We start from the raw sequence: 24,678 nt of genomic DNA, 5'->3' as shown, positions 1-24,678 counted from the left end.
ACCTCACGCTGCCATCGGAGGTTCGGGTGGCACCGGCTGGGAGCGCTCGGATACCAGGGTGAAGATCGACGCCTTCTCCTTTGCGGGCCGACCGCGCTTCTTGGGTTCTGCCGGCGGCGCGGGAGGCTGCTCCTCAGCGGAAACCTGGGTCTGCTCGGCAGGCGTCTCTTCCGGCTTCTCGTCGAAATGACGGATGCCTTCCAGGATGTGCCGCTGGTTTGCCTGATAGCCGTCCTGCCAAGCCTGTCCGGCGTCGCTCGTCGGGTCATGTGGGCAGTCGACCCGATTGCCACCGCGAGCCGAGCATGCCCAGCCGTCATCGAACCACTTCGTCTGACGCTGCTTTTCCGACATCTCGGAAATGTCGTCGTCGTTCCCATCGAGGAAGCTGAGCTGCGAACCGATCGGCAGGCGGAGGAATTTCATATAGGCGAGCGTGGTGTTGTGCTCGGCGCGGGCTTCCTCATCCATCAGAGCCGCGATCTTGAGCGCCTTCTCTGCCGCTTTCAGATCGATGCCATCGGCCTTGGCGCTTTTCTTGAGGGCCCTGATCTTGCCGACGATGCTGTCCTTCTCCGAGGTGAGGGACTGCAGCTTGCTGACGAACCCGAGGAAAATCGGCTCCGGGACATTCGTGAAATTCGAAACGGACTCATGTACGGTCACTGTCAGTCTCCTATCGATTGGAGGTGGGGGATTTGGACTTGGCGATCAGGATTTCGGCGACGCTTCGCCAGTGCAGGGCGTCGTCGGTGTAGTGGCCGGATAGCCGCACAGCGCGTCGGTAGCGGCGCAGCGCGAATGCAATTCCAACCCGGAAATAGAGGGCGCGGACCAGGTTCAACGGAGCGCCTCCCGGCGTTTCAGGAGGGCCTCGAGATCGGCATCGATGGCCGCCTTCTCCTCAGCCTGGGCGGCGCGATCGAGCCAGCGCGGCGGCTTGTCCATGATCGAACAGAGAAATTCGACGCCGTAGACGAAGGTCAGGCGAACGATTGCGGGACCGTTGGGCGTGTTCTGCCGCGCAAACCACTTTCTGACCGTATCGACAGGAAGATCGGTTGCAGCGGCGACATGTTCGGCCGGCTTGTTCGGGTAGATCTTCCGCAGATGTGCGGTGACCCGATCCCGCAACTCGGGACCAGAACAAATGCCAAACAAGGAATTGATATTGCCGTGAGAGGAATTTTGGAGGTGGGACATTCCAGACCTATCCAACGATGCTGATTGCATCGATGGAGTGCGGCCCTCAGGGAGTGCAGTGACACCTTGCATGGTCAGAACTCACGGCAGGAAAGGTGCTCAAGCGACGACTTGGCGGAAGGCGCGAGAGCGAAAGGAAAAGGCCGGGCTCCAATGGAGACCCGGCTTAAGCCGTCGCAGAGGGGAGGATTTGCGACGAGAGAGATCATTGGAACCACCAGGTCGCGAACCCGATGAGGCCGCCGATTGCGGCGCCGGATAGAGCGCAGAGAACGAAGACAACCACGCGCGCCTGATCGGGCGTCATGTCATCGAGTTCGAAGTCGACGCGGTCGAAGCCGGGGTCATCGAGCTGGCGCATCAGGCCCGCTCCTTCAACGAGCGGCCGACGGCAATCGCCATCAGGATGGCAACAGGGAAATAGAGAATGAGAGCAGCGGCAATCTTGGCCATGATCATGCGGCCACCTCGGATTTAACCGGTTCTGGTCGCGCAATTTCTGATGGCCATTCGATATTGGAGGGCCATCGGTCTGAAAACCATTGCAGAGCAAAGTCGATGCGCCGGCCGCCGATGTCGGCACCATTCCGGACCTGCTCAAGTCGGGCGCCGTGATTGAATATCCGGCTTGATAGCGTCGCGGTGGCGATGCCAGTTGCCGCGCTGTAGCGATCGACGCAAGTCAGAAGGGCTTGAATGGTGCTCATGGTGGAGCAAGATAGAGGTACATATACCGCCTTGTCAACGGTTCATGTACCTCTCGCATCTTGCGACGCTAGCGGTATCCTTACCGCTATGAGATCAGATATCGCCAGTCGAATTCAGTCGAGGCTCGATGAGCTCGATTTGTCCCCTGCCAAGGCATCGCAGCTAGCGGGCGGCAGCAAAGACCTCATCCGTAATATCCTTCGATTCCCCGACAAGCAGCCGACAATTGCGACATTGAAGGCAATCTCCCAGGTGCTGAAAGTGCGATGGGAGTGGCTGGCTGACGGCGGCGGAAGCCCGACCGGGGAAGGCACATATCAAGTGCCGGTCATGGGATATATCGGCGCTGGCGGGGAGATCATGCCGGAATTTGAGCAAGTCCCGCCTGAAGGCCTCGACCAGATTGACCTGCCATTTCCTGTGCCTCCTCAGATCATCGGATTGGGCGTGAAGGGCATTTCGATGATGCCGGCCTACAAGGATGGAGATGCTGTCCTGGTCTGGAAGGATCAGAAAATGGCAACGGAGCACTATCTCGGTGAAGAGGCGGCTGTGCGGACGAGTGACGGTCGACGCTTCCTGAAAGAGTTGCAACGCGGGACCGACCGCGGTGCTTATAACCTCCACAGCTATAATGCGCCCTTGATTGAGAATGTAGGGATTGAATGGGTCGGTGAGATCTACCTCACTGTTAAGGCCCCGGTTATACGTCGGATGGCCCAGAGCCAACGTGCCGCCGAGACCAGGCGTCAGAACCGCCTTGATCTCGAAACCGACGGCATGGATGAACTCTCGCTCGACAAGAGGGCCTGATGGCTCGCGTAACCTACTACGTCTCCCTTCCTTTCCATCGCTCTCCAGACGGTGATCTGATCGCTGGCGAGGCAAAGGACGCGCCGAATGCCGCGATTGCCCAATCGCGCGCGGCAGGCATGATCGGCAAAGAGGTGACGGTTCCCAGCCTTCGCAAGAAGCAGCCGCCGACGATTGTGACCTACATCGGTGCTGTCGCCTTCTCGCGTACCGGCGATCCTGACTTCGGAGACTTCGAGGAGGCAGTGATCCTGGCTCGCTATGGGGAGACGCCGGAGAATCTTGACGGTATGGAGTGAAAAATTAGCTGACAATACGAGACTAGAAAATTCGCGAAAAACCGACGTTTACAGGGGCGATTCGTCAACGGCCTTTTTTCCACGAATGTCAAGTTCTTTTCTGGACTTTGCCGCATGGAATCGCCATGTTTAGCTGATACAAGTGGCTTTAGCGTATGAGAGGAGTTGCAATGTCCTTTATGGAATTAGAGCTCCCGAAGGCGCCCAATTATAAAAATGCAACTGCCGAGGCCGACCGGCTTACGGCTGCTTATTCAACGCCTCCTATTCCAGCTTTGGAAATCGCCGAAGCCAGCGGCGTCAATGTTGTATTCACAAGTATGGGCGTTCACAGCGAGAAGGTGGCAGGATTTTGTGATTTCGAGAGTGCGCGCCTTTATGTAAACTCTGCCGATCCCACAAACAGGCAAACTTTCACCATTGCCCACGAACTTGGACACTGGATACTGCATCGGAAGTTCTTTTTAGCGCACCCTGACAAATATCCGGTCCTCCCCCGATTCCAGGCGGTGGCTGAATCAAACGTGTTTGAGAAGGAGGCCAATTGCTTTGCGGCAAACCTCCTTGTTCCCAGCAGACTCTTGCGGCCCATTAAAGATGCTAGCGTTACGGTGCTGGCCCGCATTTTCCTGGTATCAATTGCGATGATGGAAAATCGGCTCAAGAATGTCTGAGGAGGCCTCCGCTAGTCGTTCGGGTGAGGAAATCCCCTCTCTGAAAGAGATGTTGCAGGCCGTTGGGGGCACGTCTGCGGAGGATAATCGGCAACAAGCCGTCTACGAAAAGACATACGCCCGGCAATCCATTGAAGCACAGCGGGCGTATGCCCATCTTGCCGGACTCGTGGCCCACTATTCCCACAAGGGAATTTGGTCGTGGTTCCTGATGGGGGCCATGGGTTTCATGATCGTGTTCCAATCGATTTTACTGGGCCTTGTTGGCAGCGGAGTTTGGAATTTCACTGCTTACCGCTGGCTGCTTCCGTTGCTCCTTGTTCAGAACCTCGGGCAAATTATTGGTCTCGCGGTTATTGTAGTGAAGTCGCTTTTTACCAAACTCGACCCCCACTAAGTATCGCTATATCCCCCTGGATGCGAATCCGCCCTCGAGGCGGGTTTTTGCTGCCTATCCACTTTACCTGTGCCACCAGGTTCTATGGGTTGTTCCCGCGAGCCGGCCTCTCGCATAGTGACACGCCCAGTCGGCAGTCCCCCTTCTGACTGGCGCTCATTGTCATGTAACTGTGAACCCGGCTGCTTGTACGTGCCGGGTTTCTTTTTGTCTGCCAGCCCGCCTCGAGCGGGCTTTTTTGTGAGCGGAGTGCGGGGCGGCTACTTAAACCGCCACCAGAAGCGGTACATGTACCTATTTTCCTATTGACGAGGTACATGTACCGCTATAGGCTCTCTCCATACCCGGTCAACACCGGATGGAGAGCCCAGATGCCCCACCTTATCACCAAAACCTGCTTTGGACGTTATGGCGTCACCTTCGACGAGTGCGCCGTTGCCCTGACCCGCAAGGAAATCGTCGAGCGCTTCGTCAACGGCGAGTTCGATCCGAAGGACAAGGCGGGACATGGGCTTCTGCAGGTCCTGGAGATCGATCCGGCTGTCGGCACCTGCAAGGACGTCACCAAGGCGATTTGCCAGGAAGCGGAGCACTACATCGCGTCGAACGAGCTGCACTGTGACGGCAACCGGCTGCGCCTGATGCAGGATTACAAGGTCGTGGACGCCTGGGTTTCCGAGATCGTCGAGGGCAGGTGGCTTGAGGCTGCTCCTGCCCTGGTTGCGGCGGAGTGACGGCGATGTCCGATGAGATTATCAACAAATTGGATGAATGCGGCGGCGCGGCGTTTCCGCTGGTCGTCGAGCTCAATGGCTCCACGATTCAGTATGCTGGCCTGAATGCCCGTGACTGGTTCGCTAGCCAAGCACTTATCGGGCTCCTTTCCGGCCAATATAGCGCCGCGTGCACTTGGAACCTCAATGAAGTCCCTGCCGAGGCTTTCCGCATAGCCGACGCGATGCTGGAAGCACGGAGGGTACGGCCATGACCGGGCCGCTCCCTCCCAGCTTCCGCCCGATCGGCGCAGCGGCCCAAGCCGTTGTCGCCCGGGCCCAATCCGTCCGCGATATCGGCGATTTCCTCGCTGTCTCGGGTGCCGACCTCAACGATAGAGCGCGCTGCCTGGAACTGCTGACCGTCCAAAAAGGACTGGTGCCGGCGCTGCCGTTCGATCCAGCCGAGGTCCTGGCTTGCTTCGACGACGCTTTGGAAGGCGCCCGTGCTCGCCGGCAGCGGATGGAGGCCAGCCATGCCTCCGTTTGATATCGCAGCCATCATTGCCGAGTGGCGGGAATGGCGTTGGGCCAGAATCGTCGGTCCGACAGTTTGCCGGATCGAGGCCACCATCGCCAAGCGCGACGCTGCCAAGCGACGCAAGCGCGCATACCGCCAATTGAACGACAAGATCCGTTCGCTGCGGAACCAGCAGTTCAAGCTGGAGCGCGCGCTGTGAATGGCCAGCATCAAGATCAATTTGACCGCGTCGGATCGGGTGCAGACCGCGGTGAGCTTTGCCTGCCGAAAGGTCGAGGGATTGTCCTCGTATCAGGCGACCGAATGGCTCACCCGCCAGTGGCTGAAGGTCAAGGCGACCGAGCCCGACAGCCAGGACAAGACCGACCTCCTGACGGGCCTCGCGACTCTTCGATCCGTCATCCGGCATCAGAACGAAGTCTGGGGTCCACAGCACTCCGAATTGTGAAGGGACTGAAATCATGAACGTTTGGCAGTTTTGGCAGGACGCCCTTGCCGGCAAGTCCCCGGAAGCCAAAGAGGGCGACATCCATCAGGGTTTCTATCGGACGCGCAGGCTCGATCCGGTCGCGATCTGGCAGACCGATGGCACTTGGTATGCTCGTATCGGAACCAAGGACATCAGGAGCGAACCCGATATCGCCGACCTGTTCGCCCAGGTCTGCCGCATGCCGGTGAAGCATCCCGACTACAAGGCCAAGATGGAAGGTGCGCCCTGGCCTGACGAAACGGCTTTGCCTCCGAAGGACGAAACTCCGGTCGCCACGGTCGTCGAGCCGAGCGTCGCCGGCATCGGACACAATAGCGGATCGACGCTCGATCAGATCGTCGCCGACATGGCCGAATGGGATGCAATGGCGCGCAAGCTGATGGCTGCTGGCGCGATCACGGACCAGGCCACGGCCGACAAGATGTCCGATATCGCCACCAAATTCGGCGAGTTCGAAAAGGCAGCCACTGCCGAGCACAAAGCTGAGAAGGAACCTCACCTCAACGCCGGGCGGGCAGTCGACGCCAAATGGAAGCCTGTCACCGACAAGGCAGCCCGCGCCAAGTCATCCGCGAAGACTGTCGTGGGCGAATGGCTGAAGGCGGAGAAGGCTCGCCTGGACGAAGCCAAGAAACTGGCAGCTCAAGCCGCTGGTGTCGGCGAGGACGTCATCGATATCGGCACCGCCCGCGCCGGCCAGAAACGTGCCGTTGTGCTCAAGACGCGCAAGGTCGTCGAGATCACCGACATCAAAGCCGCTTCGGCCTATCTCGCCGGCATGAACGAGCCGGTTTCCGAGTTCGTCGAGGTCGTGAGGCTTTTGGCGGGCAGGTTGCTCACTGCCGGTGTCGAGGTTCCCGGCGCACATCACAAAAATCAGCAATACGCCGCCTGAGGTCACCATGAACCAGATCGTTTCCGTTCAGCAGTCGACCGCGATTGCCCATGTTTCCGATGCAGAACTCCTCACTACGATGGAGAGCTCGCTCTACCCGGGCGCGCGCCCGGAATCGATAGCGCTCGTCCTGTCCTACTGCCGGGCCCGCAACCTCGATCCGATGATGAAGCCGGTCCATATCGTGCCGATGTGGGTCAAGGATGCCGCCTCTGGCAAGGGCGCCATGCGCGACGTCATAATGCCCGGCATCTACAGCTACCGCATCGACGCCGCCCGCACCGGCCAGTACGTCGGCAAGAGCGAGCCGGAATATGGCCCCGCGCGAACCGAGACGCTTGGCGGCAAGGAAGTAGCCTTCCCTGAATGGTGCAAGATCACGGTTCACAGGTTAATCGCGGGCAAAGAGCGCCCGTTTGCGGCGAAGGAGTTCTGGCTCGAAAACTACGCGACAGCGGGCAAGGACACGATCGCGCCAAATGCGATGTGGACCAAGCGCTCTTATGCTCAACTCGCGAAGGTGACCGAGGCCCAAGCGTTGCGCATGGCCTTTCCTGAGGCCGTCAGTAACCAGCCGACTGACGATGAGATGGAAGGCCGCGTATTCGAGCAGCAGGCAATTGCCCCTCCGACGCCGCCTGTACCTCCCGAACTGCCGGCTCCACCTCCAGCTGAAGGCGCCGACCAAGCGGCAGGTCAGCCTACGGATTCCGCCATACCTCCAGAGCCAAAAGAGCCAGCCGAATGGTCGTTCAACGAGTATGTCCTTGGCCTCGACGAACTGCTGTCGGAGAGCAAATCGGAGGATGATCTGAAGGCGGCCTGGAAGGGGCGTCCACAGCCCGTGCGGAAACTGCTGGCGGCGGAAACGTCGGAAATGGTTGGCCTTCTCGACAAGCACAAGTCGCGCATCGAGGCCTTGAAGCAGCCCGTCGACGAGACACCTCCTGAACCGCCGATGCCAGAACCGCCAGCTCCCGACTTGGATCCACCGACGCCGGAGGCTGCCCCTACGCCGCCAGCAACCATGGGCCTCATGGAAGATGCGCGGGCAAAGGCCAGGGAAGGGCTGAAGGCTTTCAATTTCTGGGTCGCAAAGCTCCACCAGGACGAGTTCGAAGAGCTTGAACCCAGCCTGAAGGCTCTCCGCTCCGAAGCTGCCCAAGCCAAGGTGGGCGCATGATGGCGATTGAGCTTGTCATGGCCCGTCGCGGCAGCACCTTGGTGAGTGCAAGTGCCTACGATCAGGCAGAACTTGAGCGATTTCCGCACGCGAGGGCGCTCCGTGTCACTGTCGACTATCCTGCACCCCTCGACTTGACGCGGCTGTATCGCGCGCTATGCGCCAAGATCGCTGCCGCAACTGGCATGTTCCCCGACGGCGAGGCCGTCCATACCGCGCTGATGCTGCGCGCCCACAAGGTATCGGCGGTCTATGTCGCTTCCGATGGCTCTCTCGCGAAGGGCACGCCGCTGCCGACCGGAGATTGGTCGTTACCAGAATGGCGCGCCTATTTCGATTTCGTCTGGCCGATCATCCTGGAAGAGATCCTGCCCGGAATCCCTGAGAGCCGCCTTCGCGGCGAGATTGAGGAAATGGCCGGCGTCCGCATGGCGGCATCGCGAGGTGCCGCAGCATGAGCCGGCGCGAGTTCTCCACTCAGGTTCGCCGGGACGCGCTCAAGCGTTCAGGCATGTTCTGTGAGGCGCTTGGTGCCTTCTATGGCCTGGCTGACGGACAGCGCTGCAACGCACCGCTCGGCTACGGCGTCCAGTTCGATCACATTATCGCAGATGGGCTCGGCGGTGAGCCAACACTCGATAATTGCGCGGCTGTCTGCCTGACCTGCCATCGGTTCAAGACCTCACACCGCGATACGCCGCTGGTTGCCAAATCCAAGCGCGTTTCCGACCGGCATCTGGGCATCCGTAAGCCCCGCAGTTCGTGGCCGACCGGCCGCGACAAACCGTTCAAATCGAAGATCGGCGGCGGGGTCGTGCGTCGGGATGGGAGCTCCTGATGGGAAAGCGTCGCCCCCGTAGCCCGGAACAGCAAGCAGAGGATCTCGATCGCCTGTTCGCCAACGGTTTCGACCACGTCGTGAAGGGCCCGTACCACTACCGCATCGAGGGCGTCGCCGACTTCTGGCCGAGCTCGGGCAAGTGGCTGATCCTCGATCAGAGCAACTCCGGTTTCGGCGTCGCTGACCTGATTGGATACCTGAAAGTCTGGCGTGCCGAGCAGGAGAAACAATCGGCGCCTGCTGCCCGCCCGCGACCTGACGTGGGTGGCTGGCGCTTTGAAGCTGGATACTGGAGATAAGAATGGGTGAGAACACCAAGATTGAGTGGGCGCACCATACGTTCAATCCGTGGGTAGGGTGCACGAAGGTCAGCCCGGCCTGCGATCACTGCTATGCCGAAGGCTGGGCGAAGCGCACGGGGCAGGGCGATCTTTGGCAGGGCAACCGCAGGCGCACCGCCGAATCGAACTGGCGGCACCCCCTGAAGTGGAACCGGCAAGCCGAAGCCGAGCAAGTGCGGTATCGCGTCTTCTGTGCCTCGCTGGCTGATGTCTTCGACAATCAAGTGCCGGATATTTGGCGCTCTGACCTCTTCGACGTGATCGAGGATACCCCGCATCTGGACTGGCTGCTGCTGACCAAGCGTCCGCAGAACATCCGCAAGATGATCTGGCCGAAGTGGGACGCTGGCATGCCCCGGAATATCTGGCTCGGCATGACGGCGGAGAACCAGCAGGAATTCGACCGGCGTATTCGGTTCCTGACGTCGGCGCCGGCTTCGATCCGCTTCCTGTCCTGCGAGCCTCTGCTGGGGCCACTCAAGCTCGGGCGGTCGGCCGAATATCTCGATTGGGTCATTACGGGCGGCGAGAGCGGGCACCATGCGCGCCCTACGCGAACGGATTGGTTTCGCAGCCTGCGCGACGAATGCCAGCGGGCCGGCATCGGCTATCTGCACAAGCAGAATGGCGAGTGGATTGGCGGCGATCAAGTTCCAGAGGATCAGGCGATCCCTTCAGGAACCAGTAACGATTTCGGCTTGGGCCTGGACGATAACGAGCGTGTTTGGCGCGTTGGCAAGAAATTCGCCGGCCGCCTTCTCGATGGCGTCGAGCACAACGGTTTCCCCGAGGTGCCGGCATGACCTCACTGCATCACGTCGCGCTCAGAGAATATGCATCCGCTCGGTTCTACCGCGCTGTCTTTTGTGAGGCTGCGGACCGGGCTCCGGCACCGGCTTATCTTCGGCCTGGCCGGGATAGCTCACCTTCGGCGGCACCAGCGGGATTTCGTCGTCTGGCGAAGCTTCGGGGGCCGGGGCTCTCTTCCTCGTCTTGTCGGGCGGCTTCTGGCGTGTTCGATCGGGCATCTCGCCCTCCATCACTGCATCACATACATGCCGGCTTCATCGCAGGCTTCCATGAAGGCCTCTCTGGCAATTTCGGCCGGGACCTCCCCTTCCAGGGCATCAAGGCAGGCCTGGCGCGCGCCGTCATAGGCCTCGCCCTCGGCGATCGGCCAGTTGTGGTCGAGGAAGCGCGCTGCCTCCTGCACCGTCGCCACGATCCGAAATTGGCCGATGCCGGTTTCGAATTTCACAGGGCTGCTGAAGACTTTGGGGTCCATGGCGCACCTCCGCGATTCCAACGTCGGCGGGGCGGGATGGTTCCGGGGAGGGTGGTGATCGCAGGAGCAGATTGTTCAGGAACCAGCGCGGTCTTGGCGTGCACGTTCTCGTCTCGCCAGCCGTCTGGATTTGACCCAAGGGCCAATGGTCCCGAGAACCAGCAGCATCCAAGATCCCGCAATTGTGAGAAACGTGGGCAAGACCGCGAAACAACGCCAGTCCCCTGCTTCCGTGAATTGTATGGAGGTGCAGGTCGCGGGCGATCGATCAATCAGGAAAAACAGGGTCACGCTCGCCACAAGTACTGCAACGACAACGTAAGTTCCCCTGGTGTGGCGCAAAGCCATCGCACTCGGTCCCTGAACGGCTGCGCCCCCGCGCAGGAGATCATTCGTCCTCGTCCTGTCGGATGTCAATGTGCGGGGAGTGTCGCGACATGACCGTTCTGCATCCCTGCCATAATTGCCACCGTAAGGCCGACTGCAGCATCCGGACGAAGACGCTGGCCGCCCTCAAGGGCCTCAGCATCACGAAGGCAACGCTGCAGTGCCGGCTGCCGCAAAAGGATTTTCCACCGGGCGCGGTCGTTGAGGTGAAGGCATTCGATCTCGTCGAGAAATCGTGGAGCCGGCCAGATGATGACCCGTTCGAGAAGCGGGCGATCACGCGGCGCGGTGTCATCAGGTCGTGGCACCAGCGCAAGGCGACCGTCGTTCTCGACAAAGATCAGGAGATCGAAAAGGGCTTCGACGATGGCGCGATTGGGTACCTCAAGGTTCCGTCCCAACGCCTGACCGCGACCGGCTTGCCTCCCGTCGAGCTTTGCTCCTGCGGCCTTTCCCAGGCGCGTTGCGCGGCCGGCGACTATCCGTCCGTGCGGGGAGGGAAGTTTCAGTGCGGGAGTGAGGTCGAGTGAGCGTCAAGGTAATCCAGGGCGACTGCCGCGCAGTGCTTAAGACCTTGCCGAGCGAGAGCGTGCAGTGCTGCGTGACATCGCCTCCCTATTTCGGCCTTCGAGACTATGATGCCGACGGTCAGATAGGGCTTGAGCAGACGCCGGCCGAGTTCGTCGAGGCGCTGGTAAGGGCATTTCGCGAGGTGCAGCGCGTGCTACGGGACGATGGCACCTTGTGGCTCAACCTTGGCGACAGCTATGCCAACGTCGGCAAATGGGGTGGGCACACGGGCGGCAAGCACGTCGCCGCCCTCCATGCCTCCCCAATTGGCGGCAACAAGAAATATACGGGCCTCAAGCCCAAGGATTTGATCGGCATCCCCTGGCGTGTTGCCTTCGCGCTGCAGGCGGATGGCTGGTATCTGCGAAGTGCGATCATATGGGCAAAGCCGAACCCGATGCCGGAGAGCGTCACGGATCGGCCGACCAGCAGCTATGAGCACGTGTTCCTGTTCGCGAAGTCGGAACGATATTTCTACGATGCGGGCGCCATCGCTGAAGGTCTCCAGACTGACCCGAAAGAGCGATACGAGCAACGCGCCCGCGTCACCGGAAGAGGCAACCAGAGTGCAGCCGCAGCTCGAGGAAATGACCGCGGCAAGTCTGGTGGCTTTCCGACTCGCAAGCGCGGTCTGCCACCCCGGCACGCCCAATATGGCAGCTCCGACCAATCCGGTTTGGACCAGGTCGAGCGCGGCGGTCTGCGCAATCGTCGCAACGTCTGGACGATCGCGACGCAGCCGAGCGGCGAGCAGCATCACGCCATGATGCCGCCGGCGCTCGCCGAGCTTTGCATGCTGGCCGGTAGCAGACCGGGCGACACGGTGTTGGATCCGTTTGGTGGCCCCGGCACGACCGGACTTGTCGCCGATCGTCTTGGCCGTGACGCCGTCCTGATCGAGATCAATCCGAAAACCGCCGATATGGCGCGAGCCCGCATGATCGAGGCCCGGAGCGGCCCAATCACGGCGATGGAGAGCAGGGGACGACGGAAGCAACCGAAGGGGAGTGCGCCATTATTCGAGGGGGTCGCAGAATGACCCGTATCACCTGCCTCGTCCCGTTCTGCCGGTGCACCCGCAAGCCGACGTTCGATTCTGACGAAGAATGGATCTGTGATCGGCATTACAGCGCGATACCCGCATCACTGCGCCGCGAATACGATCAGGCGTGGCATCAGGCCGTCAAAGCTGACCAGCGAGCCGCCGACGGTCTTGAGGTTCCCGATTCAATCTATGTCCGGGTCACGGAAGCTTTCCGCGCCTGCAAAGCCGCCGCCATCGAAGCGGCAGGGGGGATTTGATGGCTCTACCTGCGAAAGTCCCCATTCGTGACGATCACGTAGCCATCGTCGAGCATGCGGGCATCGTGCTTTCGGCTGGCTATCTGCTCGATGAAAGCTCGATTGTCCACGAACCGGGCAATGCGTTCCGCCTCATTGTTCGTCAGCCCTGGCCCGATGTCGTCGAGATAGGCGCGAGAAACCAAACACGGAACCTCGCGCTCGCCATCCATCATGAAGAATTTGACGCCCTGAGGATTGAACGAGTCCAAAGGCTCTCGATCGGAGGGAGTGAGCGGCATGGTTGATCGCCCTATTCTTTTCTCTCCGGCGATGATACGCGCCCTTTTGGCCGGGACCAAGACGCAGACGCGGCGCGTCATCAAGCCACGGCACAACCCGAATAGGCCGAGCCTTTTCGACGGCACCTGGTCGGACAACTATGTTCTCGATCCCGGTAACCAAAAGTGGCGAGATGACGCTTATCCCTGGCGCGACGGTGATCGTCTGTGGGTGCGCGAGGCGTGGCGCAGCGCTGCTGCCTATGACGATTTGGCGCCGTCTGCGATGGGCGGTGAAGAGCCGATCCAATACCAAGCGGATGGCGCCCACCAAACTTGGGGGTACCCAGCCATAGCCAAGATTGGCCGTCTCCGCTCCAGCATGTTCATGCCTCGCTGGGCATCGCGCCTCACGCTGGTGGTGACCGGCGTCAAGGTCGAGCGATTGCAGGACATCAGCGAAACGGATGCAATTGCCGAGGGGATCGGCCGCACCGTGATCGGCGATGGCTATCGTGATCGGTTCACCGTCCGGCCGGCGACGTGGGCGCAGGTCACGGGCCACGAGGTGTCAGCCTGGGAAGATCCTCGAGAGGCCTATGCCGCGCTCTGGTGCCAAATCAACGGCCCCGGGGCCTGGGGGGCAAACCCCTGGGTGGTCGCGCTGACCTTCACCGTGCATAGGCAGAACATCGACGCGTTGAAGGAGGCGGCATGACGAAGAGCAAGAGCCTCACAGTCCGTCTATCCGAGGAGACTCAAGCCAGACTGGAGGCGCTGAAGCAAATCACGCCCTACAGCATTTCAATGACAAGCATTGTCGAGCGTGGAATCGAACTCGCCGCGCAAGAGCTAGAGGCGTTGGCCGGGGCATCGGCTCAGTGGGTTGCTTGTCGCAAAGTGAACGGGGAAAGGCCATGACACGCTCGCCTCGTCTTCCAGATCCGTCGCTGATCAACGATGACACCCCTCTGCAGCTTCATATCGCTGCACAACTCGCATATCCCGATGGAACAATGTCGGTGAGCGGCTTGCGAAAAGGCATAGCCAACAGGACCCTCACCGCATGGAAGATGGCCGGCCGGCTCTACACATCCCTTGGCGCTATCAAGGCGATGAGTGAAGCGGCCGCCCTGCAGCAACGACTGGCAGAAGAAAAGAAAATCAAAGCTCGAGATCGGGGGCGCAGAAGCGTCTACGTCATGGAAACCGAGCGGTATGTGAAGGTCGGAATAGCCTTCGATGTCGCCAAGCGCCTCGCAGATCTGAAGGGCGCGTCACCATTCGAGGTGAGATGTGTTTTCGCACTTGAAGTCGCAGCGAAGGACGCGCGCGATATCGAGAGGGCCGTGCATGTGCGGCTTTCTCACTGCCGTCGTCAGGGGGAATGGTTCGATTGCTTTCCTAGCGAGGCGATCGCGCTGGTTAAGCGCGTTGCCCAGGAGATTCCGCGATGAAGCACGCCCGCGCGATCGACGCCGCAACCACCATCGTGCTGCCACTCTCGCCGGCGCCGCGGCGCGGCCTGTCGTGCGAAGAAGCCGCAGCTTACATCGGTCTGAGCCAGACGAAGTTCCTCGAGCTCGTTGGAACGGGCAAGATGCCGAAGCCGATCCGGATCGACCGGCGGGTGATCTGGGATATGCGCGCGCTGGATTCGGCGTTTGATCAACTTCGTGATGAGCAATCCCCGCAATCCCCAGAAGGCGACGTTGACGACGGTTGGGGCGATGAAGCACCCTGACGGGATGGAGATCGATCTTCGGTATCTAAGCGAGGAAAAGACGCGTCACGGCCGGCGCGTCGTCTATGCGCGCCTGAAGGGAAAACGGATCCGTCTCAAGCACCCGGTTTCGTCGCCCGAATTCCTCGACGAGTATCGAGCAGCAGTGAAAGCGCTCTTCGCCGGTGTTGAAGAGAATGCCGCGAAGGCAGGCAAACAAGATGTGCGAGTGCCGTTCGCCCCGAAGACGCTGGGCTGGTTGATCGAGCGATATTTCACCGAGTCGACGAAATATCTCACCATGGATCCGCTCGGCCGAAAGCGTCGCCGGAAGATCCTGGAGGAAGTGAAGAGGGAACACGGCCATAAGCCGATGGTGATCCCAGGCGAGAACATAGCCAAAGGCGTCGCCAAGCGGTCTGCTATTCCCGGCAATGCCAATGAGTGGCTGAAATCCCTCAAGGCGCTCTACACGTGGGCTGTGAGCATCAAGATCATAGAGGTGAGCCCAGCTGCGGGGCTTGGAAAGATCAAGACCGAATCCGAGGGCTTCTACACCTGGACGGTCGACGACATCCGAACCTACGTGAAGAGGCATCCGATCGGCACAATGCCGTATCTGGCCTGCATGCAGCTTCTGTTCACCGGGCTCCGGCGCTCCGACGCGGTGAAGTTCGGCCGGCAACACGCTCGCTCGGGCAAGGTGAACTTCAAAACCAGCAAGACCGGTGCGGACCTGATCACCGAAATGCCTTGGCCGCTCGTCGATGCGATCGAGGCAATGCCCGACACTGATCAACTCCCGTACCTGCTCACGGCTTATGGCAAACCGTTCGCCTCCGGCGCGGCGTTTGGGAATTGGTTCAAAGACCGATGCCGTGAGGCTGGCTTGCCGGATTGTTCGCCGCACGGTCTCCGCAAGGGCGGTGCAACGATCTGCTCGGAGAACGGCGGCTCAGAGGTCGAGCTCGAGGCGATGTATGGCTGGGCAAACAATCGCCAGTCCGGCGTCTACACCAAGAAGGCGAGAGCCCTGATTCTAGCGACGAAAGGTTTCCAGCGGATCGCGCAGACCCTCGTTGCCGAGAAGATTTTGACGGAGCCTGGGGAACGGAGACAGCACAGCCGTGTCGCACCTTAAGAGGCGGTTACAGGAGGTGCGACAATTTCGGTCAGTAAGCCATTGATAAGTAAGTACTGACTTAGCGGTGTGGCGCGCCCTAGGGGAATCGAACCCCTCTCTCCACCGTGAAAGGGTGGCGTCCTGACCGATAGACGAAGGGCGCGGCGGGGCGGACATATAGAGGGGTGAATCGCAGGCGGCAAGAGGAATATGCCGCCTTTGTGAAATTTGTTGTGCCGGGCAGTTTTGGTGCTGGTTTTGCGGGTGAAATGCCCCGTTTCACCACACGCCGGTGTTCGCCATCGAGGCCCAGGGCTCGGCTGGCGGCAGAGAATCACCCTTTTGCAGGATCTCGATGGAGATCAGATCCGGCGAGCGCACGAAGGCCATGTGGCCGTCGCGGGGCGGGCGGTTGATGGTGATGCCGGCCTGCTGCAACTGGGCGCAGAAGGCATAGATGTCGTCGACCTCATAGGCGAGATGGCCAAAATTGCGGGCGCTGCCGTAATCTTCCGGATCCCAGTTGTAGGTCAGTTCGAGGGCAGGGGCCTTGCCGGCCCGGAAGGCTTCGAGATCCTCCGGGGCAACCAGGAAGACCAGGGTGAAGCGGCCCTTCTCGTTTTCATAGCGCCGACCCTCGACCAGGCCGAAGATGTCGACATAGAATTTGAGCGAGGCATCGAGGTCGCGGACGCGGACCATGGTGTGGAGATATTTCATCGGACCCTCATTGCATGTGGAGAGGTAAGGCCTAATGCCGATTGCCGCCGCCGACAAGGATGCCGTGCTTGCCGAAAAACGCGCCCGCTTCGCCGCAATGCTGGCGCGGGCCGATCGTGTCGCCGCCTTCACCGGTGCTGGCCTGTCGACAGAGGCCGGCATTCCCGACTTTCGCTCGCCGGGCGGCCGCTGGAGCCGGATAAAACCGATTGCCTTCGAGGCGTTCCTGGCCGACGAGGAGGCCCGGCGCGAAAGTTGGCGCCGGCGCTTCGACATGGACGACGAGATCCGCTCGGCCCGGCCCACGCGCGGCCATATGGCGATCGCCTCCTGGGTGCAGGCCGGCAAATGTCCGGCGGTGATCACGCAGAACATCGATAATCTGCACCAGGATTCGGGCATTCCGGCCGATGCCGTCGTGGAAGTGCATGGCAACACGACGTATGCGACGTGCCTCGACTGCGCCAGGCGCTATGAAATCGAGGCCTTGCGCGCCCCGTTCCTGGCAAATGGACAAGCGCCGCGCTGCGACGATTGCGGCGGCTTTATCAAAACGGCGACGATATCCTTTGGGCAGCCCATGCCGGAGACGGCGATGCGGCGCGCCACCGAACTCGCCAGGACCTGCGATCTTTTCGTGGTGGTCGGCTCATCCCTGGTCGTCTATCCGGCCGCGGACCTGCCGCGACTTGCCCATCGCCAGGGCGCGCGGGTGGTAATCGTCAATCGCGAGGAGACACCAGGCGATCGTTATGCAGATCTATTGCTGCGGGGAGAGATCGGCGATCTGCTGGAGGAATTCGTTCTGTAAATGCAGCTGGATTTTCGAGAGTTCGTCGATTTTAGGGACGTTTTGCGATTGTACGAAGATGAGGCACAAAAATGTTAATTCGGGCTTTCCGTTGAGCCAGGGGGTGTTATCGTAGCAGCCTCAAGAATCGTGCGGCGGCCCAATCCGTGGGCAATGTGTTGGATGGCGTAGATGGGTACGAACGATTTTGAAGCAAGGTTCGAGCCAGTTCACGACTCCGGGGGACATCCGGACGAGAGGCCGGCGGGCCTGCTGGAGGTCGCCGGCACCATCAAATGGTTCGACATTGCGAAGGGCTACGGCTTTATCGTTCCGGACAATGGCGGCCAGGATATTCTGCTTCATGTCAGCGTCCTGCGCCGGGATGGCTTCCAGGCGGCCTTCGAGGGCGCGCGCGTGGTGGTCGAGGCCACACAGCGTGCCAAGGGCCTGCAAGTTTTTCGTATCCTGTCGATGGATGAATCCACCGCCGTGCATCCCGCTCAGCTGCCGCCGGCCCGCACCCATGTGCAGGTGACGCCGACGGGTGGTTTCGAGCCGACCACGGTGAAATGGTTCAATCGCCTGCGCGGTTTCGGCTTCGTCTCGCGGGGCGATGGCACACCGGATATTTTCGTCCATATGGAGACCTTGCGGCGGTTCGGCATCATGGACCTGAAGCCAGGTCAGATCCTGATGGTGCGCTTCGGCACCGGACCCAAGGGATTGATGGCCGCCGAGCTCAAGCTTGCGGATGGACCGACTGGACCGCAGTCGCATTGACGAAAATGCGCAAGAGTTTTTCGCTTTCAATAGCTTACGCCGCTATCCTTGCTTTGTTTGTGAGCATTGCGGGCCTTTCGGCTTTGCGCGCCGAGGATGGCGTGTTCGAGCCTTTGTCGGTCGCCACAGCTGGCGGCGAGCGCGACTTCCAGGTCGAGGTCATGCGCACCGAGGACGAACAGAGGCGCGGCATGATGTTCCGACGCAGCCTCGATCCGGACAAGGGCATGCTGTTTCCCTTCCCGGCCGAACGTATCGCCTCGTTCTGGATGGAAAACACCTATGTGTCGCTCGACATGATCTTCATCCGCGGCGATGGCACGATCCAGCGTATCGAGAAGCGTGCCGAACCCTTGTCGACGCGCACCATCATGTCTGGGGCGCCGGTGCTTGCCGTCTTGGAGGTGGTGGCGGGAACGGCGGACAAGCTGGGCATCAAGCCCGGCGACAAGGTAAGCTACCCGATCTTCAAACCTTGACCGCGTACCCCGGTCATACAACTTTTTGAAATCGGGCCGTTCAGGCCCTTGCGGTTCTCGGCGCGGCCCCTTAGTAAGCTCATCATTCGTCCTTAACGGGGTATGGCGCAGCCTGGTAGCGCGATAGTTTTGGGTACTATAGGTCGCAGGTTCGAATCCTGCTGCCCCGACCAAGGATGGATGAGACGAAAGGCGGACGGCGAACGATGACAGCCAGAATCTTTAAGCCGGCACGTACGGCGATGCAGTCCGGTTCCGCGAAGACGAAGGACTGGCTCCTGGAGTTCGAGCCGGAAGAGCCGCGCTCGGTCGAGCCGCTCATGGGCTGGACTTCCTCGGGTGACATGAAGCAGCAGGTCAAGCTGCGTTTCGCGACCAAGGAAGAGGCCATCGCCTACGCCACTCGCAACGGCATCGCCTATCAACTCTTCGAGCCGCAGGAAGCGACGACGAAGATCGTGTCCTATTCGGACAACTTCAAGGTTTCGCGCGTGGGTCAGTGGACCCATTGAGTTTGACAGCAAAGCGCGTTCCTCACTGAACGCCTGTTTGCTCTCGCTCCTTGTTTCCAGCCGATCCAATGGATTGGCTAAAGCGTCTTTGCGCTTCTTGGTGATTGCGTCAAATCGCAAAACGCTTTAGCGCTCGGCGTCGGGATTGGCCCCATAGCTCAGCTGGATAGAGCGAGCGCCTTCTAAGCGCTAGGTCGCAGGTTCGAGCCCTGCTGGGGTCGCCATCCCAGGCCGGTCTTCTCCATCGGCTCGAGCCGGACTTCGGTTTTCCGACATAACCCGCACATCGGCGGAGGTTTGCATGGCAGCTCTATCCGAATCACCGGCAGCTGCCAGCACCCCTGGACGATTGCTCGACCGCATAGCGGGCTCGAATCTGCTGGCGATCTCTGCTTTGCTGGTGGCTGCGCTGCTCGCATTCGCGCCCGGCTTCACCGGTCTGCCGCCGATGGATCGTGACGAGCCGCGCTTTGCCCAGGCGTCCAAGCAGATGCTGGAGAGCGGCGATTTCGTCTCCATCCGCTTCCAGGACGAGGCAAGGCTGAAGAAGCCGGTCGGTATCTACTGGCTGCAGACGGCAGCGGTCAGCCTCGGCGCCAGCCTCGGGGTTCCCGAGGCACGCACCACGATCTGGCTCTATCGCATTCCCTCGCTGATTGCTGCGATTGGAGCGGTGCTCCTGACCTGGTGGACGGCGATCCCGCTGGCGGGACGACGTTCGGCTTTGCTTGCGGGCCTGATCATGGCCGGCTGCCTGCTGCTCGGCGTCGAGGCGCGCCTGGCGAAGACGGATGCGACGCAACTGCTGACGGTCATGGCGATGGTGGGCGTGCTCGCCCGGTTCTTCATGGCTTCGCACCGGGGAGAACCGGCGCCCGCGGGCCTCGCGCTTCCAGCCGTTTTCTGGCTCGGCATGGCGGTGTCGATCCTGATCAAGGGGCCCATAGGCGCCCTTCTGGTCGGCCTTACCATTGCCGGCACCGTGGCTGCCACGCGTGACTGGCGCTGGCTCGGGCAGTTGCGCTGGCTTTGGGGCATCCTGCTCACGCTCGTCCTGGTATCCCCCTGGTTCATCGCCATCATGATCGAGACCAAGGGCGCCTTCCTGCAGGAATCGGTCGGCAAGGACATGCTGAACAAGGTGGCAGGCGCCCAGGAATCGCATGGTGGCTGGCCGGGAACCTATCTTGCCGTGTTCTGGGGCACGTTCTGGCCATTCGCACCGCTGGCGGCACTCGCCGCGCCCTGGGTCTGGCATCAGCGGCGTCGGCCGGCCGTGATCTTCCTGCTCGCCTGGCTGGTGCCATTCTGGCTCGTCTTCGAATTCTTCCCGACCAAGCTGCCGCATTACGTCCTGCCGGTCTATCCGGCGATTGCGATTCTGATCGCCATGGCGGTCTTCGATGACGGGCTGTCGCGAAGCCTCTGGGCGCGCATCGTCGCCGGCCTGATCCCCTTGCTGGCCTTGGTGCTGGCGGTGGTCGGGGTCGGAGCGGTGTGGTTCTATCAGAGCGAGATCGCCTGGCTGACGCTGGCTTTCGCCATCGGGGCCGTAGCGGCGGCATGGCTGGCCTGGCGACGGCTGGGTGAGGGAAGGGGCGTGGAGGCCGTCCTGGCATGTCTCGCCACCGGCCTGCTGCTTTATTGGGGCATCTATGCGGGCGCCATTCCCAAATTGCAGGCTATGGCCATCAGCCCGCGCTTGGCTGCGGCGGCCCAGGCCGCGCAATGCCCGCATGTCGCAGCAGCGAGCGTTGGCTTTCGTGAGCCCAGCCTGGTCTTCCTGGCCGGTACCGATCTCGATATGCCCAGCCCCGAAGGCGCGGCGGACTTCATCGGGCAGGGGATCTGCCGGGCCGCCTTTGTCGACAAGCGCTTCGAGCCTGCCTTTCTGGCCCGTCTCACCGCGAACGGGACCAAGGTCGACCTGGTTTCCAGGGTTGCGGGAATCAACATCAACGGCGGCAAGAAGCTGGATATCGGCGTTTATCGCAGCCCGTAACGCGTCTTGCGGCCTTGGTTAGGCATTGTCCGGACATAATTGAAGCGCCACCTTTGTTATGCCCGGGCTTGACCCGGGCTTGACCCGGGCATCCAGGGAGCCCGTCTTTGACGTCTGGAGGGAGGAACTGGATTGCCGGGTCAAGCCCGGTAATGACAAAGGTCGAGCCAGCTCGATTCGTTTGTCGACGCATGAATCCTTAGGTCTCGCCCTTGCCGGGTTTGAAGGCGATGCCCTTTTGCATGGCGGTCTTGCCGAACTTCGCCCGGACGGCGTCGATGGCATTCTCGGCCGCGACAAGGCGTTTGGCGTTGGGGTCGGCGAGATCGCCATGATCGGCGTCGGCCATGTCGGTGAGGCCGGTGATGCCGATGCCGATTAGGCGATATTGCGTGCCATCGGTTTCCTTCGAGAGCAGTTTTTTGCCGGTCTCGAAGATGCGTGTCGCCAGGCGTGTCGGCTCGTGCAGGCTCTGGGCGCGGGTGCGAATGCGGAAATCGGCCGATTTCAACTTCAGCGTCACGGTGGAACCGGCAATGGCGGATTTTTTAAGCCGGGCCGAAACCTTTTCCGACAATTGCCAGAGGATCGGCAACAGGCTCTCGCCACTGGCAAGGTCGTGCTCGAAGGTCGTCTCGGCCGAAACCGATTTGCGATCGCCTTCTGGATCGACCTTGCGGGCGTCGCGGCCAAAGGCGAGGCGGGCGAGGCGCTGCCCCTCGACGCCGTAGCGCCGGATCAGTGGAATCTCCCCGGCACGCTGCAGGTCGGCGATGGTGCGCAATCCGTCCCGCTCGTAGCGGGCGGCTCCAGCTTTGCCGACGCCCCAGATGAAGGAGATTGGGCGCGGAGCCAGAAACTCGGGCGCTTCTTCCGGCGAAAGCACGGTAAAACCGCGGGGCTTTTCGAGATCGGAGGCGGTCTTGGCCAGGAACTTGTTGGCCGAGAGCCCGATGGACACGGTGATTTTCAGTTCCTTTTCGACCTGGTTGGCAAAACGCAGCAGTGTACGGGCCGGACTGGCGTGATGCAGGCGGTCGGTGCCAGTGAGGTCGAGAAAGGCCTCGTCGATCGAAAGCGGTTCGACCAGCGGCGTCAGTGCCAGCATCATGTCGCGGACCTGGCGGCCGACCTGGACATATTTTTCCATGTTGGGCCTGACGACCACCGCATCCGGGCACAGCTTAAGCGCCTGGAACATCGGCATGGCCGAACGCACGCCATAGGTGCGGGCGATGTAGCAGGCGGTGGAGACCACACCGCGCTTGGCGCCGCCGACGATCACTGGCTTATCGGTGAGGGAAGGATCGTCGCGCTTCTCGATGGTGGCGTAGAAGGCGTCACAGTCGACATGGGCGATGGCGAGCCGCTCGAGTTCAGCATGCCGGACAATGCGCGGCGAACGGCAGGTAGGGCAGCGATCTGCCTCGCCCGCTTCGCCAAGGCAGTCGCGGCAGAGAGCGCCCATCAGTCCCAACGAATGCCGAGCTGGAAAGCCGTTCGTTGCAGATCTTCCGGAGACAGGCCATTCTCCGCTGCAAAGCTGGCGGCACTCGCCTCATCCGAGAGGACGTGCTGCAGCACCGACGCGAGAAAGCCGGGTTTGGCGGCCGCACTGCGAATCTCGTCGGGTGACAGGCCGGTCGCCATGAAGAAACCGTTGAGTCGATCCTCGTCCGCTGCAATGAAGCCGAGAGCGGCCGTCGCGACTTCTTCGGCGCGTTGTTTTTGAGCTGCCTGCCCGGCGGTTTGCCTGAACATTCGATTTCCCGTTTGGTAAGGACTGACTGCTAACAACGTGCCAGTAAGCGGGCGTGGTTGAAAACAGATTCGCAGCCGCGATATCCGCAGCGCATTCTAGAGCAAAGCACGTTTTGCTGAAAACGCTTCCTTGCTCTAACTCTTTGTTTTTGGCGCGTCTTTGTGATTCTTGGCTATTGTGCCACATCGCAGGATGCTTTGGCGTAGACGAGGGGCTCCATGGCCAAGAAAGTCCTGATCGTGGAAGATAACGAGCTCAACATGAAGCTCTTCCATGATCTGTTGGAAGCCAACGGCTATGACATCGTGGAAACGCGTAGCGGCATCAATGTGATGAGCCTGGCCCGCGAGCATCGCCCCGATTTGATTTTGATGGATATCCAGCTGCCTGAGGTTTCCGGCCTCGAAGTGACGCGCTGGCTCAAGGACGATGACGAGCTAAAGACGATCCCGGTGGTGGCCATCACGGCCTTCGCCATGAAGGGCGACGAGGAACGCATCCGCCAGGGCGGGTGCGAAGCCTATCTATCGAAGCCGATCTCGGTGGCGAAGTTCCTGGAAACGGTGCGCGGCTTCCTGGGAGAATAGGGCCTCGAGAATCGCCAAGGCATTTCTGAGGATCGCATTTATCTCAGCGACGCCCGAGCATTTCACGACAGCCTGCTCTTCCTGCAAGCACAGTGTTTCCGAGAGCGGGCGGGGATGCCCATAGGCGCTAATTTTGCGAGTGGAGGCGCCTGAAACGAGGTGTGCCGATCTTCTGATCGGCATCTTCCCGCCAGCAAGCAAGGCGCTTCCAAGATGGTCGATCTGGAGATCGACCCACCAGATAAGCACCGAGTTCCGCAAAGTTAGCGCCTATGGGCTGAGATCCCTGCGATCCCACAAATTCCCCTTTTTGAGGTCAGTCGTGGCTGAGGAGCGGGCGCGGCAGATATTGAGACGCCTCTCTTGCGATGAAATCCAAGGCTTCCTGGGCCGGAGGCAACAACACCTTGTCGACCCGGCGTACCACGAACCACTGCCGGGTCACAGGCAGGCCCGCCACGTCCAATATCACGAGGCGGCCATCCTCCAACTCGGTCGCCACCGTATGGGCCGAGAGGAAGGCGATGCCGAGATCGGCGATCACGCTTTGCTTGATCGTCTCGTTTGAGTCGAATTCCATGCCGATATGAGGGGCGAGTTCGGTCTGCTCGAACAGGCGCTCCATCAGCATGCGGGTGCCTGAACCCGGCTCTCGTGTGAGGAAAGTCTCATGCGACAAATCGACCGCGGCAAGGCCTCTCTCCTTCGCCAGCCAGTGATTGCGCGACGCGATGATGACATGTGGGTTCTGGCCGATCAGGTGCTTCTCGACCTCGATGTCGGGAGGAGGGCGGCCTGTGATGGCGACGTCGAGCTTGTAGTCGCGCAGGGCCTGCATGATTTCGGCACGATTGCCGATCGACAATGTCACTTCGATCCGCGGATGCACGCGTGAGAAGGCTGCGATGATGAACGGCACGAAATATTTGGCCGTGCTGACCGCCCCGATCGAGACACGCCCGGCGGTTCTTCCGGAGATGATGCTCAGCGTGGCTTCGCAATCGGCAATGGCTGCCTCGATGCGGCTATGTAATTGCAGCATCTCGATGCCGGCATCGGTGAGGATCATCCCATCGCCCGTCCGTTGCAGCAAGGGCAGGTCAGCCAGATCCTGCAGGTTGCGCAGCTGCAATGTCACCGCCGGTTGGGTTAGGTGCAGATTCTTGGCGGCCGACGTCACCGAGCCGCTCGATGCGATGGCGGCGAGGGCGCGAAGCTGCCGACGGGTGATGTCTCGTAGGCGTATGACCATATAAGAAAAACTTTCGCAAAGGCGAAGAAAACAAAATTTCGAT

At 60.8% G+C, this 24,678-nt stretch carries 40 protein-coding genes and 3 tRNA genes; 31 read left to right on the top strand and 12 right to left on the bottom strand.

Going from position 1 to position 24,678, the window contains the following annotated elements; genetic code table 11:
* Positions 1-3: 3 nt before the first annotated feature.
* The 5 genes from AB4037_RS23165 to AB4037_RS23145 all read right to left on the bottom strand — a co-directional run bounded on the left by AB4037_RS23165 (position 4) and on the right by AB4037_RS23145 (position 1,910).
* On the bottom strand, positions 4-666 hold the full coding sequence (locus AB4037_RS23165) for a GapR family DNA-binding domain-containing protein (RefSeq protein ID WP_441773091.1): 663 nt from the start codon (positions 664-666) through the stop codon (positions 4-6).
* A gap of 10 nt (positions 667-676) precedes the next feature.
* Positions 677-844 (bottom strand): hypothetical protein, encoded by a 168-nt coding sequence (locus tag AB4037_RS23160; RefSeq protein WP_441773090.1) that lies wholly within the window; start codon positions 842-844, stop codon positions 677-679.
* On the bottom strand, positions 841-1,275 hold the full coding sequence (locus AB4037_RS23155) for a hypothetical protein (protein WP_441773089.1): 435 nt from the start codon (positions 1,273-1,275) through the stop codon (positions 841-843). The genes AB4037_RS23160 and AB4037_RS23155 overlap by 4 nt, the downstream gene beginning before the upstream one ends.
* A 133-nt stretch (positions 1,276-1,408) precedes the next feature.
* The gene (locus AB4037_RS23150) at positions 1,409-1,564 is read right to left on the bottom strand and encodes a hypothetical protein (RefSeq protein ID WP_441773088.1); all 156 of its coding nucleotides are present in this window, start codon (positions 1,562-1,564) and stop codon (positions 1,409-1,411) included.
* A 94-nt stretch (positions 1,565-1,658) separates the two neighbouring features.
* Entirely contained in the window at positions 1,659-1,910 is a 252-nt protein-coding gene (locus AB4037_RS23145) for a hypothetical protein (RefSeq protein ID WP_441773087.1), read from the bottom strand.
* 139 nt (positions 1,911-2,049) lie between these two features.
* Here AB4037_RS23145 and AB4037_RS23140 point away from each other — a divergent pair, with 139 nt between their 5' ends.
* From AB4037_RS23140 to AB4037_RS23070, 15 genes are all read left to right on the top strand, one after another.
* Complete coding sequence (locus AB4037_RS23140; RefSeq protein ID WP_441773086.1) at positions 2,050-2,724, top strand: S24 family peptidase; 675 nt, start codon at positions 2,050-2,052, stop codon at positions 2,722-2,724.
* Positions 2,724-3,023 (top strand): hypothetical protein, encoded by a 300-nt coding sequence (locus AB4037_RS23135; protein ID WP_441773085.1) that lies wholly within the window; start codon positions 2,724-2,726, stop codon positions 3,021-3,023. Before AB4037_RS23140 ends, AB4037_RS23135 begins: the two co-directional genes overlap by 1 nt.
* 170 nt (positions 3,024-3,193) lie before the next feature.
* Positions 3,194-3,697, top strand: coding sequence for an ImmA/IrrE family metallo-endopeptidase (locus AB4037_RS23130; RefSeq protein ID WP_441773084.1), 504 nt, complete (start codon positions 3,194-3,196; stop codon positions 3,695-3,697).
* Positions 3,690-4,094 (top strand): hypothetical protein, encoded by a 405-nt coding sequence (locus AB4037_RS23125; protein ID WP_441773083.1) that lies wholly within the window; start codon positions 3,690-3,692, stop codon positions 4,092-4,094. The genes AB4037_RS23130 and AB4037_RS23125 overlap by 8 nt, the downstream gene beginning before the upstream one ends.
* 371 nt (positions 4,095-4,465) lie before the next feature.
* A complete protein-coding gene (locus AB4037_RS23120; RefSeq protein WP_441773082.1) occupies positions 4,466-4,828 on the top strand; it encodes a hypothetical protein in 363 nt (120 codons plus the stop codon).
* 5 nt (positions 4,829-4,833) lie between these two features.
* Entirely contained in the window at positions 4,834-5,082 is a 249-nt protein-coding gene (locus AB4037_RS23115; RefSeq protein ID WP_441773081.1) for a hypothetical protein, read from the top strand.
* The gene (locus tag AB4037_RS23110) at positions 5,079-5,357 is read left to right on the top strand and encodes a hypothetical protein (protein ID WP_441773080.1); all 279 of its coding nucleotides are present in this window, start codon (positions 5,079-5,081) and stop codon (positions 5,355-5,357) included. The genes AB4037_RS23115 and AB4037_RS23110 overlap by 4 nt, the downstream gene beginning before the upstream one ends.
* A complete protein-coding gene (locus AB4037_RS23105) occupies positions 5,344-5,547 on the top strand; it encodes a hypothetical protein (protein WP_441773079.1) in 204 nt (67 codons plus the stop codon). Before AB4037_RS23110 ends, AB4037_RS23105 begins: the two co-directional genes overlap by 14 nt.
* Entirely contained in the window at positions 5,548-5,796 is a 249-nt protein-coding gene (locus tag AB4037_RS23100) for a hypothetical protein (RefSeq protein ID WP_441773078.1), read from the top strand. It abuts the gene before it with no gap.
* A gap of 13 nt (positions 5,797-5,809) precedes the next feature.
* A complete protein-coding gene (locus AB4037_RS23095; protein WP_441773077.1) occupies positions 5,810-6,733 on the top strand; it encodes a hypothetical protein in 924 nt (307 codons plus the stop codon).
* Between the two features lie 7 nt (positions 6,734-6,740).
* A complete protein-coding gene (gene bet / locus AB4037_RS23090; protein ID WP_441773076.1) occupies positions 6,741-7,916 on the top strand; it encodes a phage recombination protein Bet in 1,176 nt (391 codons plus the stop codon).
* On the top strand, positions 7,913-8,374 hold the full coding sequence (locus AB4037_RS23085; RefSeq protein ID WP_441773075.1) for a hypothetical protein: 462 nt from the start codon (positions 7,913-7,915) through the stop codon (positions 8,372-8,374). The genes bet and AB4037_RS23085 overlap by 4 nt, the downstream gene beginning before the upstream one ends.
* Positions 8,371-8,754, top strand: coding sequence for an HNH endonuclease signature motif containing protein (locus tag AB4037_RS23080; RefSeq protein ID WP_441773074.1), 384 nt, complete (start codon positions 8,371-8,373; stop codon positions 8,752-8,754). The genes AB4037_RS23085 and AB4037_RS23080 overlap by 4 nt, the downstream gene beginning before the upstream one ends.
* Entirely contained in the window at positions 8,754-9,056 is a 303-nt protein-coding gene (locus AB4037_RS23075; RefSeq protein ID WP_441773073.1) for a hypothetical protein, read from the top strand. Before AB4037_RS23080 ends, AB4037_RS23075 begins: the two co-directional genes overlap by 1 nt.
* Before the next feature lie 2 nt (positions 9,057-9,058).
* Positions 9,059-9,901, top strand: a complete 843-nt coding sequence (locus AB4037_RS23070; RefSeq protein WP_441773072.1) for a phage Gp37/Gp68 family protein — start codon at positions 9,059-9,061, stop codon at positions 9,899-9,901.
* Between the two features lie 236 nt (positions 9,902-10,137).
* Here the strand turns inward: AB4037_RS23070 and AB4037_RS23065 are convergent, their stop codons facing one another.
* Entirely contained in the window at positions 10,138-10,383 is a 246-nt protein-coding gene (locus tag AB4037_RS23065; RefSeq protein WP_441773071.1) for a DUF982 domain-containing protein, read from the bottom strand.
* Positions 10,384-10,820: 437 nt separating this feature from the next.
* On the opposite strand from AB4037_RS23065, the gene AB4037_RS23060 reads away from it, so the two are divergent.
* From AB4037_RS23060 to AB4037_RS23050, 3 genes are read left to right on the top strand one after another with little or no spacing between them, the layout of a single operon-like run.
* Positions 10,821-11,300 (top strand): hypothetical protein, encoded by a 480-nt coding sequence (locus AB4037_RS23060; protein ID WP_441773070.1) that lies wholly within the window; start codon positions 10,821-10,823, stop codon positions 11,298-11,300.
* On the top strand, positions 11,297-12,379 hold the full coding sequence (locus AB4037_RS23055) for a DNA-methyltransferase (RefSeq protein ID WP_441773069.1): 1,083 nt from the start codon (positions 11,297-11,299) through the stop codon (positions 12,377-12,379). The genes AB4037_RS23060 and AB4037_RS23055 overlap by 4 nt, the downstream gene beginning before the upstream one ends.
* The gene (locus AB4037_RS23050; protein ID WP_441773068.1) at positions 12,376-12,642 is read left to right on the top strand and encodes a hypothetical protein; all 267 of its coding nucleotides are present in this window, start codon (positions 12,376-12,378) and stop codon (positions 12,640-12,642) included. The genes AB4037_RS23055 and AB4037_RS23050 overlap by 4 nt, the downstream gene beginning before the upstream one ends.
* Positions 12,643-12,647: 5 nt before the next feature.
* Here AB4037_RS23050 and AB4037_RS23045 read toward each other — a convergent pair whose 3' ends face one another.
* Positions 12,648-12,923 (bottom strand): DUF1488 family protein, encoded by a 276-nt coding sequence (locus AB4037_RS23045; protein WP_434956261.1) that lies wholly within the window; start codon positions 12,921-12,923, stop codon positions 12,648-12,650.
* Between AB4037_RS23045 and AB4037_RS23040 the strand changes: the two genes are divergently transcribed.
* The 5 genes from AB4037_RS23040 to AB4037_RS23020 are packed head-to-tail and all read left to right on the top strand — an operon-like array spanning position 12,922 to position 15,766.
* Positions 12,922-13,620, top strand: coding sequence for a hypothetical protein (locus AB4037_RS23040; RefSeq protein WP_441773067.1), 699 nt, complete (start codon positions 12,922-12,924; stop codon positions 13,618-13,620). The two genes, AB4037_RS23045 and AB4037_RS23040, sit on opposite strands and share 2 nt — an antisense overlap.
* Entirely contained in the window at positions 13,617-13,823 is a 207-nt protein-coding gene (locus AB4037_RS23035; protein WP_441773066.1) for a hypothetical protein, read from the top strand. Before AB4037_RS23040 ends, AB4037_RS23035 begins: the two co-directional genes overlap by 4 nt.
* Complete coding sequence (locus AB4037_RS23030; RefSeq protein WP_441773065.1) at positions 13,820-14,359, top strand: GIY-YIG nuclease family protein; 540 nt, start codon at positions 13,820-13,822, stop codon at positions 14,357-14,359. Before AB4037_RS23035 ends, AB4037_RS23030 begins: the two co-directional genes overlap by 4 nt.
* Positions 14,356-14,646: a helix-turn-helix transcriptional regulator gene (locus tag AB4037_RS23025; protein WP_441773064.1), complete on the top strand. Its 291-nt coding sequence runs from the start codon at positions 14,356-14,358 to the stop codon at positions 14,644-14,646. The genes AB4037_RS23030 and AB4037_RS23025 overlap by 4 nt, the downstream gene beginning before the upstream one ends.
* On the top strand, positions 14,567-15,766 hold the full coding sequence (locus tag AB4037_RS23020; RefSeq protein ID WP_441773063.1) for a tyrosine-type recombinase/integrase: 1,200 nt from the start codon (positions 14,567-14,569) through the stop codon (positions 15,764-15,766). Before AB4037_RS23025 ends, AB4037_RS23020 begins: the two co-directional genes overlap by 80 nt.
* 70 nt (positions 15,767-15,836) lie before the next feature.
* On the opposite strand, the gene AB4037_RS23015 is transcribed toward AB4037_RS23020, so the two are convergent.
* Together AB4037_RS23015 and AB4037_RS23010 are read right to left on the bottom strand one after the other, a co-directional pair.
* Positions 15,837-15,911: transfer RNA gene (locus AB4037_RS23015), tRNA-Glu, on the bottom strand.
* A gap of 116 nt (positions 15,912-16,027) precedes the next feature.
* Positions 16,028-16,468, bottom strand: a complete 441-nt coding sequence (locus AB4037_RS23010; RefSeq protein ID WP_434956265.1) for a VOC family protein — start codon at positions 16,466-16,468, stop codon at positions 16,028-16,030.
* Between the two features lie 34 nt (positions 16,469-16,502).
* Between AB4037_RS23010 and AB4037_RS23005 the strand changes: the two genes are divergently transcribed.
* From AB4037_RS23005 to AB4037_RS22975, 7 genes are all read left to right on the top strand, one after another.
* Positions 16,503-17,279, top strand: a complete 777-nt coding sequence (locus AB4037_RS23005; RefSeq protein ID WP_441773062.1) for an SIR2 family NAD-dependent protein deacylase — start codon at positions 16,503-16,505, stop codon at positions 17,277-17,279.
* Between the two features lie 171 nt (positions 17,280-17,450).
* Positions 17,451-18,041, top strand: a complete 591-nt coding sequence (locus tag AB4037_RS23000; RefSeq protein WP_441773061.1) for a cold-shock protein — start codon at positions 17,451-17,453, stop codon at positions 18,039-18,041.
* Between the two features lie 59 nt (positions 18,042-18,100).
* On the top strand, positions 18,101-18,520 hold the full coding sequence (locus AB4037_RS22995; RefSeq protein WP_441773060.1) for a DUF192 domain-containing protein: 420 nt from the start codon (positions 18,101-18,103) through the stop codon (positions 18,518-18,520).
* Between the two features lie 96 nt (positions 18,521-18,616).
* Positions 18,617-18,693 (top strand) — tRNA-Pro (locus tag AB4037_RS22990).
* 33 nt (positions 18,694-18,726) lie between these two features.
* Entirely contained in the window at positions 18,727-19,032 is a 306-nt protein-coding gene (locus AB4037_RS22985) for an ETC complex I subunit (RefSeq protein WP_434956269.1), read from the top strand.
* A 147-nt stretch (positions 19,033-19,179) separates the two neighbouring features.
* Positions 19,180-19,256: transfer RNA gene (locus AB4037_RS22980), tRNA-Arg, on the top strand.
* 77 nt (positions 19,257-19,333) lie between these two features.
* Entirely contained in the window at positions 19,334-21,034 is a 1,701-nt protein-coding gene (locus AB4037_RS22975) for an ArnT family glycosyltransferase (RefSeq protein ID WP_441773059.1), read from the top strand.
* 199 nt (positions 21,035-21,233) lie between these two features.
* On the opposite strand, the gene AB4037_RS22970 is transcribed toward AB4037_RS22975, so the two are convergent.
* The gene (locus AB4037_RS22970) at positions 21,234-22,502 is read right to left on the bottom strand and encodes a DNA polymerase IV (RefSeq protein ID WP_434956271.1); all 1,269 of its coding nucleotides are present in this window, start codon (positions 22,500-22,502) and stop codon (positions 21,234-21,236) included.
* The gene (locus AB4037_RS22965) at positions 22,502-22,795 is read right to left on the bottom strand and encodes a DUF3572 family protein (protein ID WP_434956272.1); all 294 of its coding nucleotides are present in this window, start codon (positions 22,793-22,795) and stop codon (positions 22,502-22,504) included. The genes AB4037_RS22970 and AB4037_RS22965 overlap by 1 nt, the downstream gene beginning before the upstream one ends.
* A 219-nt stretch (positions 22,796-23,014) precedes the next feature.
* Here AB4037_RS22965 and AB4037_RS22960 point away from each other — a divergent pair, with 219 nt between their 5' ends.
* The gene (locus AB4037_RS22960; protein WP_434956273.1) at positions 23,015-23,383 is read left to right on the top strand and encodes a response regulator; all 369 of its coding nucleotides are present in this window, start codon (positions 23,015-23,017) and stop codon (positions 23,381-23,383) included.
* A gap of 316 nt (positions 23,384-23,699) precedes the next feature.
* Here AB4037_RS22960 and AB4037_RS22955 read toward each other — a convergent pair whose 3' ends face one another.
* Positions 23,700-24,635 carry a LysR family transcriptional regulator gene (locus tag AB4037_RS22955; protein ID WP_441773058.1) on the bottom strand — a complete coding sequence of 312 codons (936 nt, stop codon included), beginning with the start codon at positions 24,633-24,635 and terminating at the stop codon, positions 23,700-23,702.
* Positions 24,636-24,678: the final 43 nt, after the last annotated feature.

Origin of the sequence: Labrys sp. KB_33_2, assembly GCF_052114505.1 — a bacterium.
In the GTDB taxonomy this organism is placed as follows: domain Bacteria; phylum Pseudomonadota; class Alphaproteobacteria; order Rhizobiales; family Labraceae; genus Labrys.
This window is presented reverse-complemented; position numbering and strand designations above follow the sequence as displayed.

Bases quoted from the DNA above. Each gene is read 5' to 3' on its own strand.
- AB4037_RS23155 (WP_441773089.1), bottom strand. From the start codon at position 1,275: ATGCAAGGTGTCACTGCACTCCCTGAGGGCCGCACTCCATCGATGCAA.
- AB4037_RS23150 (WP_441773088.1), bottom strand. From the start codon at position 1,564: ATGCGCCAGCTCGATGACCCCGGCTTCGACCGCGTCGACTTCGAACTC.
- AB4037_RS23145 (WP_441773087.1), bottom strand. From the start codon at position 1,910: ATGAGCACCATTCAAGCCCTTCTGACTTGCGTCGATCGCTACAGCGCG.
- AB4037_RS23135 (WP_441773085.1), top strand. From the start codon at position 2,724: ATGGCTCGCGTAACCTACTACGTCTCCCTTCCTTTCCATCGCTCTCCA.
- AB4037_RS23130 (WP_441773084.1), top strand. From the start codon at position 3,194: ATGTCCTTTATGGAATTAGAGCTCCCGAAGGCGCCCAATTATAAAAAT.
- AB4037_RS23125 (WP_441773083.1), top strand. From the start codon at position 3,690: ATGTCTGAGGAGGCCTCCGCTAGTCGTTCGGGTGAGGAAATCCCCTCT.
- AB4037_RS23120 (WP_441773082.1), top strand. From the start codon at position 4,466: ATGCCCCACCTTATCACCAAAACCTGCTTTGGACGTTATGGCGTCACC.
- AB4037_RS23115 (WP_441773081.1), top strand. From the start codon at position 4,834: ATGTCCGATGAGATTATCAACAAATTGGATGAATGCGGCGGCGCGGCG.
- AB4037_RS23110 (WP_441773080.1), top strand. From the start codon at position 5,079: ATGACCGGGCCGCTCCCTCCCAGCTTCCGCCCGATCGGCGCAGCGGCC.
- AB4037_RS23105 (WP_441773079.1), top strand. From the start codon at position 5,344: ATGCCTCCGTTTGATATCGCAGCCATCATTGCCGAGTGGCGGGAATGG.
- AB4037_RS23100 (WP_441773078.1), top strand. From the start codon at position 5,548: ATGGCCAGCATCAAGATCAATTTGACCGCGTCGGATCGGGTGCAGACC.
- AB4037_RS23095 (WP_441773077.1), top strand. From the start codon at position 5,810: ATGAACGTTTGGCAGTTTTGGCAGGACGCCCTTGCCGGCAAGTCCCCG.
- bet (WP_441773076.1), top strand. From the start codon at position 6,741: ATGAACCAGATCGTTTCCGTTCAGCAGTCGACCGCGATTGCCCATGTT.
- AB4037_RS23085 (WP_441773075.1), top strand. From the start codon at position 7,913: ATGATGGCGATTGAGCTTGTCATGGCCCGTCGCGGCAGCACCTTGGTG.
- AB4037_RS23080 (WP_441773074.1), top strand. From the start codon at position 8,371: ATGAGCCGGCGCGAGTTCTCCACTCAGGTTCGCCGGGACGCGCTCAAG.
- AB4037_RS23075 (WP_441773073.1), top strand. From the start codon at position 8,754: ATGGGAAAGCGTCGCCCCCGTAGCCCGGAACAGCAAGCAGAGGATCTC.
- AB4037_RS23070 (WP_441773072.1), top strand. From the start codon at position 9,059: ATGGGTGAGAACACCAAGATTGAGTGGGCGCACCATACGTTCAATCCG.
- AB4037_RS23065 (WP_441773071.1), bottom strand. From the start codon at position 10,383: ATGGACCCCAAAGTCTTCAGCAGCCCTGTGAAATTCGAAACCGGCATC.
- AB4037_RS23060 (WP_441773070.1), top strand. From the start codon at position 10,821: ATGACCGTTCTGCATCCCTGCCATAATTGCCACCGTAAGGCCGACTGC.
- AB4037_RS23050 (WP_441773068.1), top strand. From the start codon at position 12,376: ATGACCCGTATCACCTGCCTCGTCCCGTTCTGCCGGTGCACCCGCAAG.
- AB4037_RS23040 (WP_441773067.1), top strand. From the start codon at position 12,922: ATGGTTGATCGCCCTATTCTTTTCTCTCCGGCGATGATACGCGCCCTT.
- AB4037_RS23045 (WP_434956261.1), bottom strand. From the start codon at position 12,923: ATGCCGCTCACTCCCTCCGATCGAGAGCCTTTGGACTCGTTCAATCCT.
- AB4037_RS23035 (WP_441773066.1), top strand. From the start codon at position 13,617: ATGACGAAGAGCAAGAGCCTCACAGTCCGTCTATCCGAGGAGACTCAA.
- AB4037_RS23030 (WP_441773065.1), top strand. From the start codon at position 13,820: ATGACACGCTCGCCTCGTCTTCCAGATCCGTCGCTGATCAACGATGAC.
- AB4037_RS23025 (WP_441773064.1), top strand. From the start codon at position 14,356: ATGAAGCACGCCCGCGCGATCGACGCCGCAACCACCATCGTGCTGCCA.
- AB4037_RS23010 (WP_434956265.1), bottom strand. From the start codon at position 16,468: ATGAAATATCTCCACACCATGGTCCGCGTCCGCGACCTCGATGCCTCG.
- AB4037_RS23005 (WP_441773062.1), top strand. From the start codon at position 16,503: ATGCCGATTGCCGCCGCCGACAAGGATGCCGTGCTTGCCGAAAAACGC.
- AB4037_RS23000 (WP_441773061.1), top strand. From the start codon at position 17,451: ATGGGTACGAACGATTTTGAAGCAAGGTTCGAGCCAGTTCACGACTCC.
- AB4037_RS22985 (WP_434956269.1), top strand. From the start codon at position 18,727: ATGACAGCCAGAATCTTTAAGCCGGCACGTACGGCGATGCAGTCCGGT.
- AB4037_RS22975 (WP_441773059.1), top strand. From the start codon at position 19,334: ATGGCAGCTCTATCCGAATCACCGGCAGCTGCCAGCACCCCTGGACGA.
- AB4037_RS22970 (WP_434956271.1), bottom strand. From the start codon at position 22,502: ATGGGCGCTCTCTGCCGCGACTGCCTTGGCGAAGCGGGCGAGGCAGAT.
- AB4037_RS22965 (WP_434956272.1), bottom strand. From the start codon at position 22,795: ATGTTCAGGCAAACCGCCGGGCAGGCAGCTCAAAAACAACGCGCCGAA.
- AB4037_RS22960 (WP_434956273.1), top strand. From the start codon at position 23,015: ATGGCCAAGAAAGTCCTGATCGTGGAAGATAACGAGCTCAACATGAAG.
- AB4037_RS22955 (WP_441773058.1), bottom strand. From the start codon at position 24,635: ATGGTCATACGCCTACGAGACATCACCCGTCGGCAGCTTCGCGCCCTC.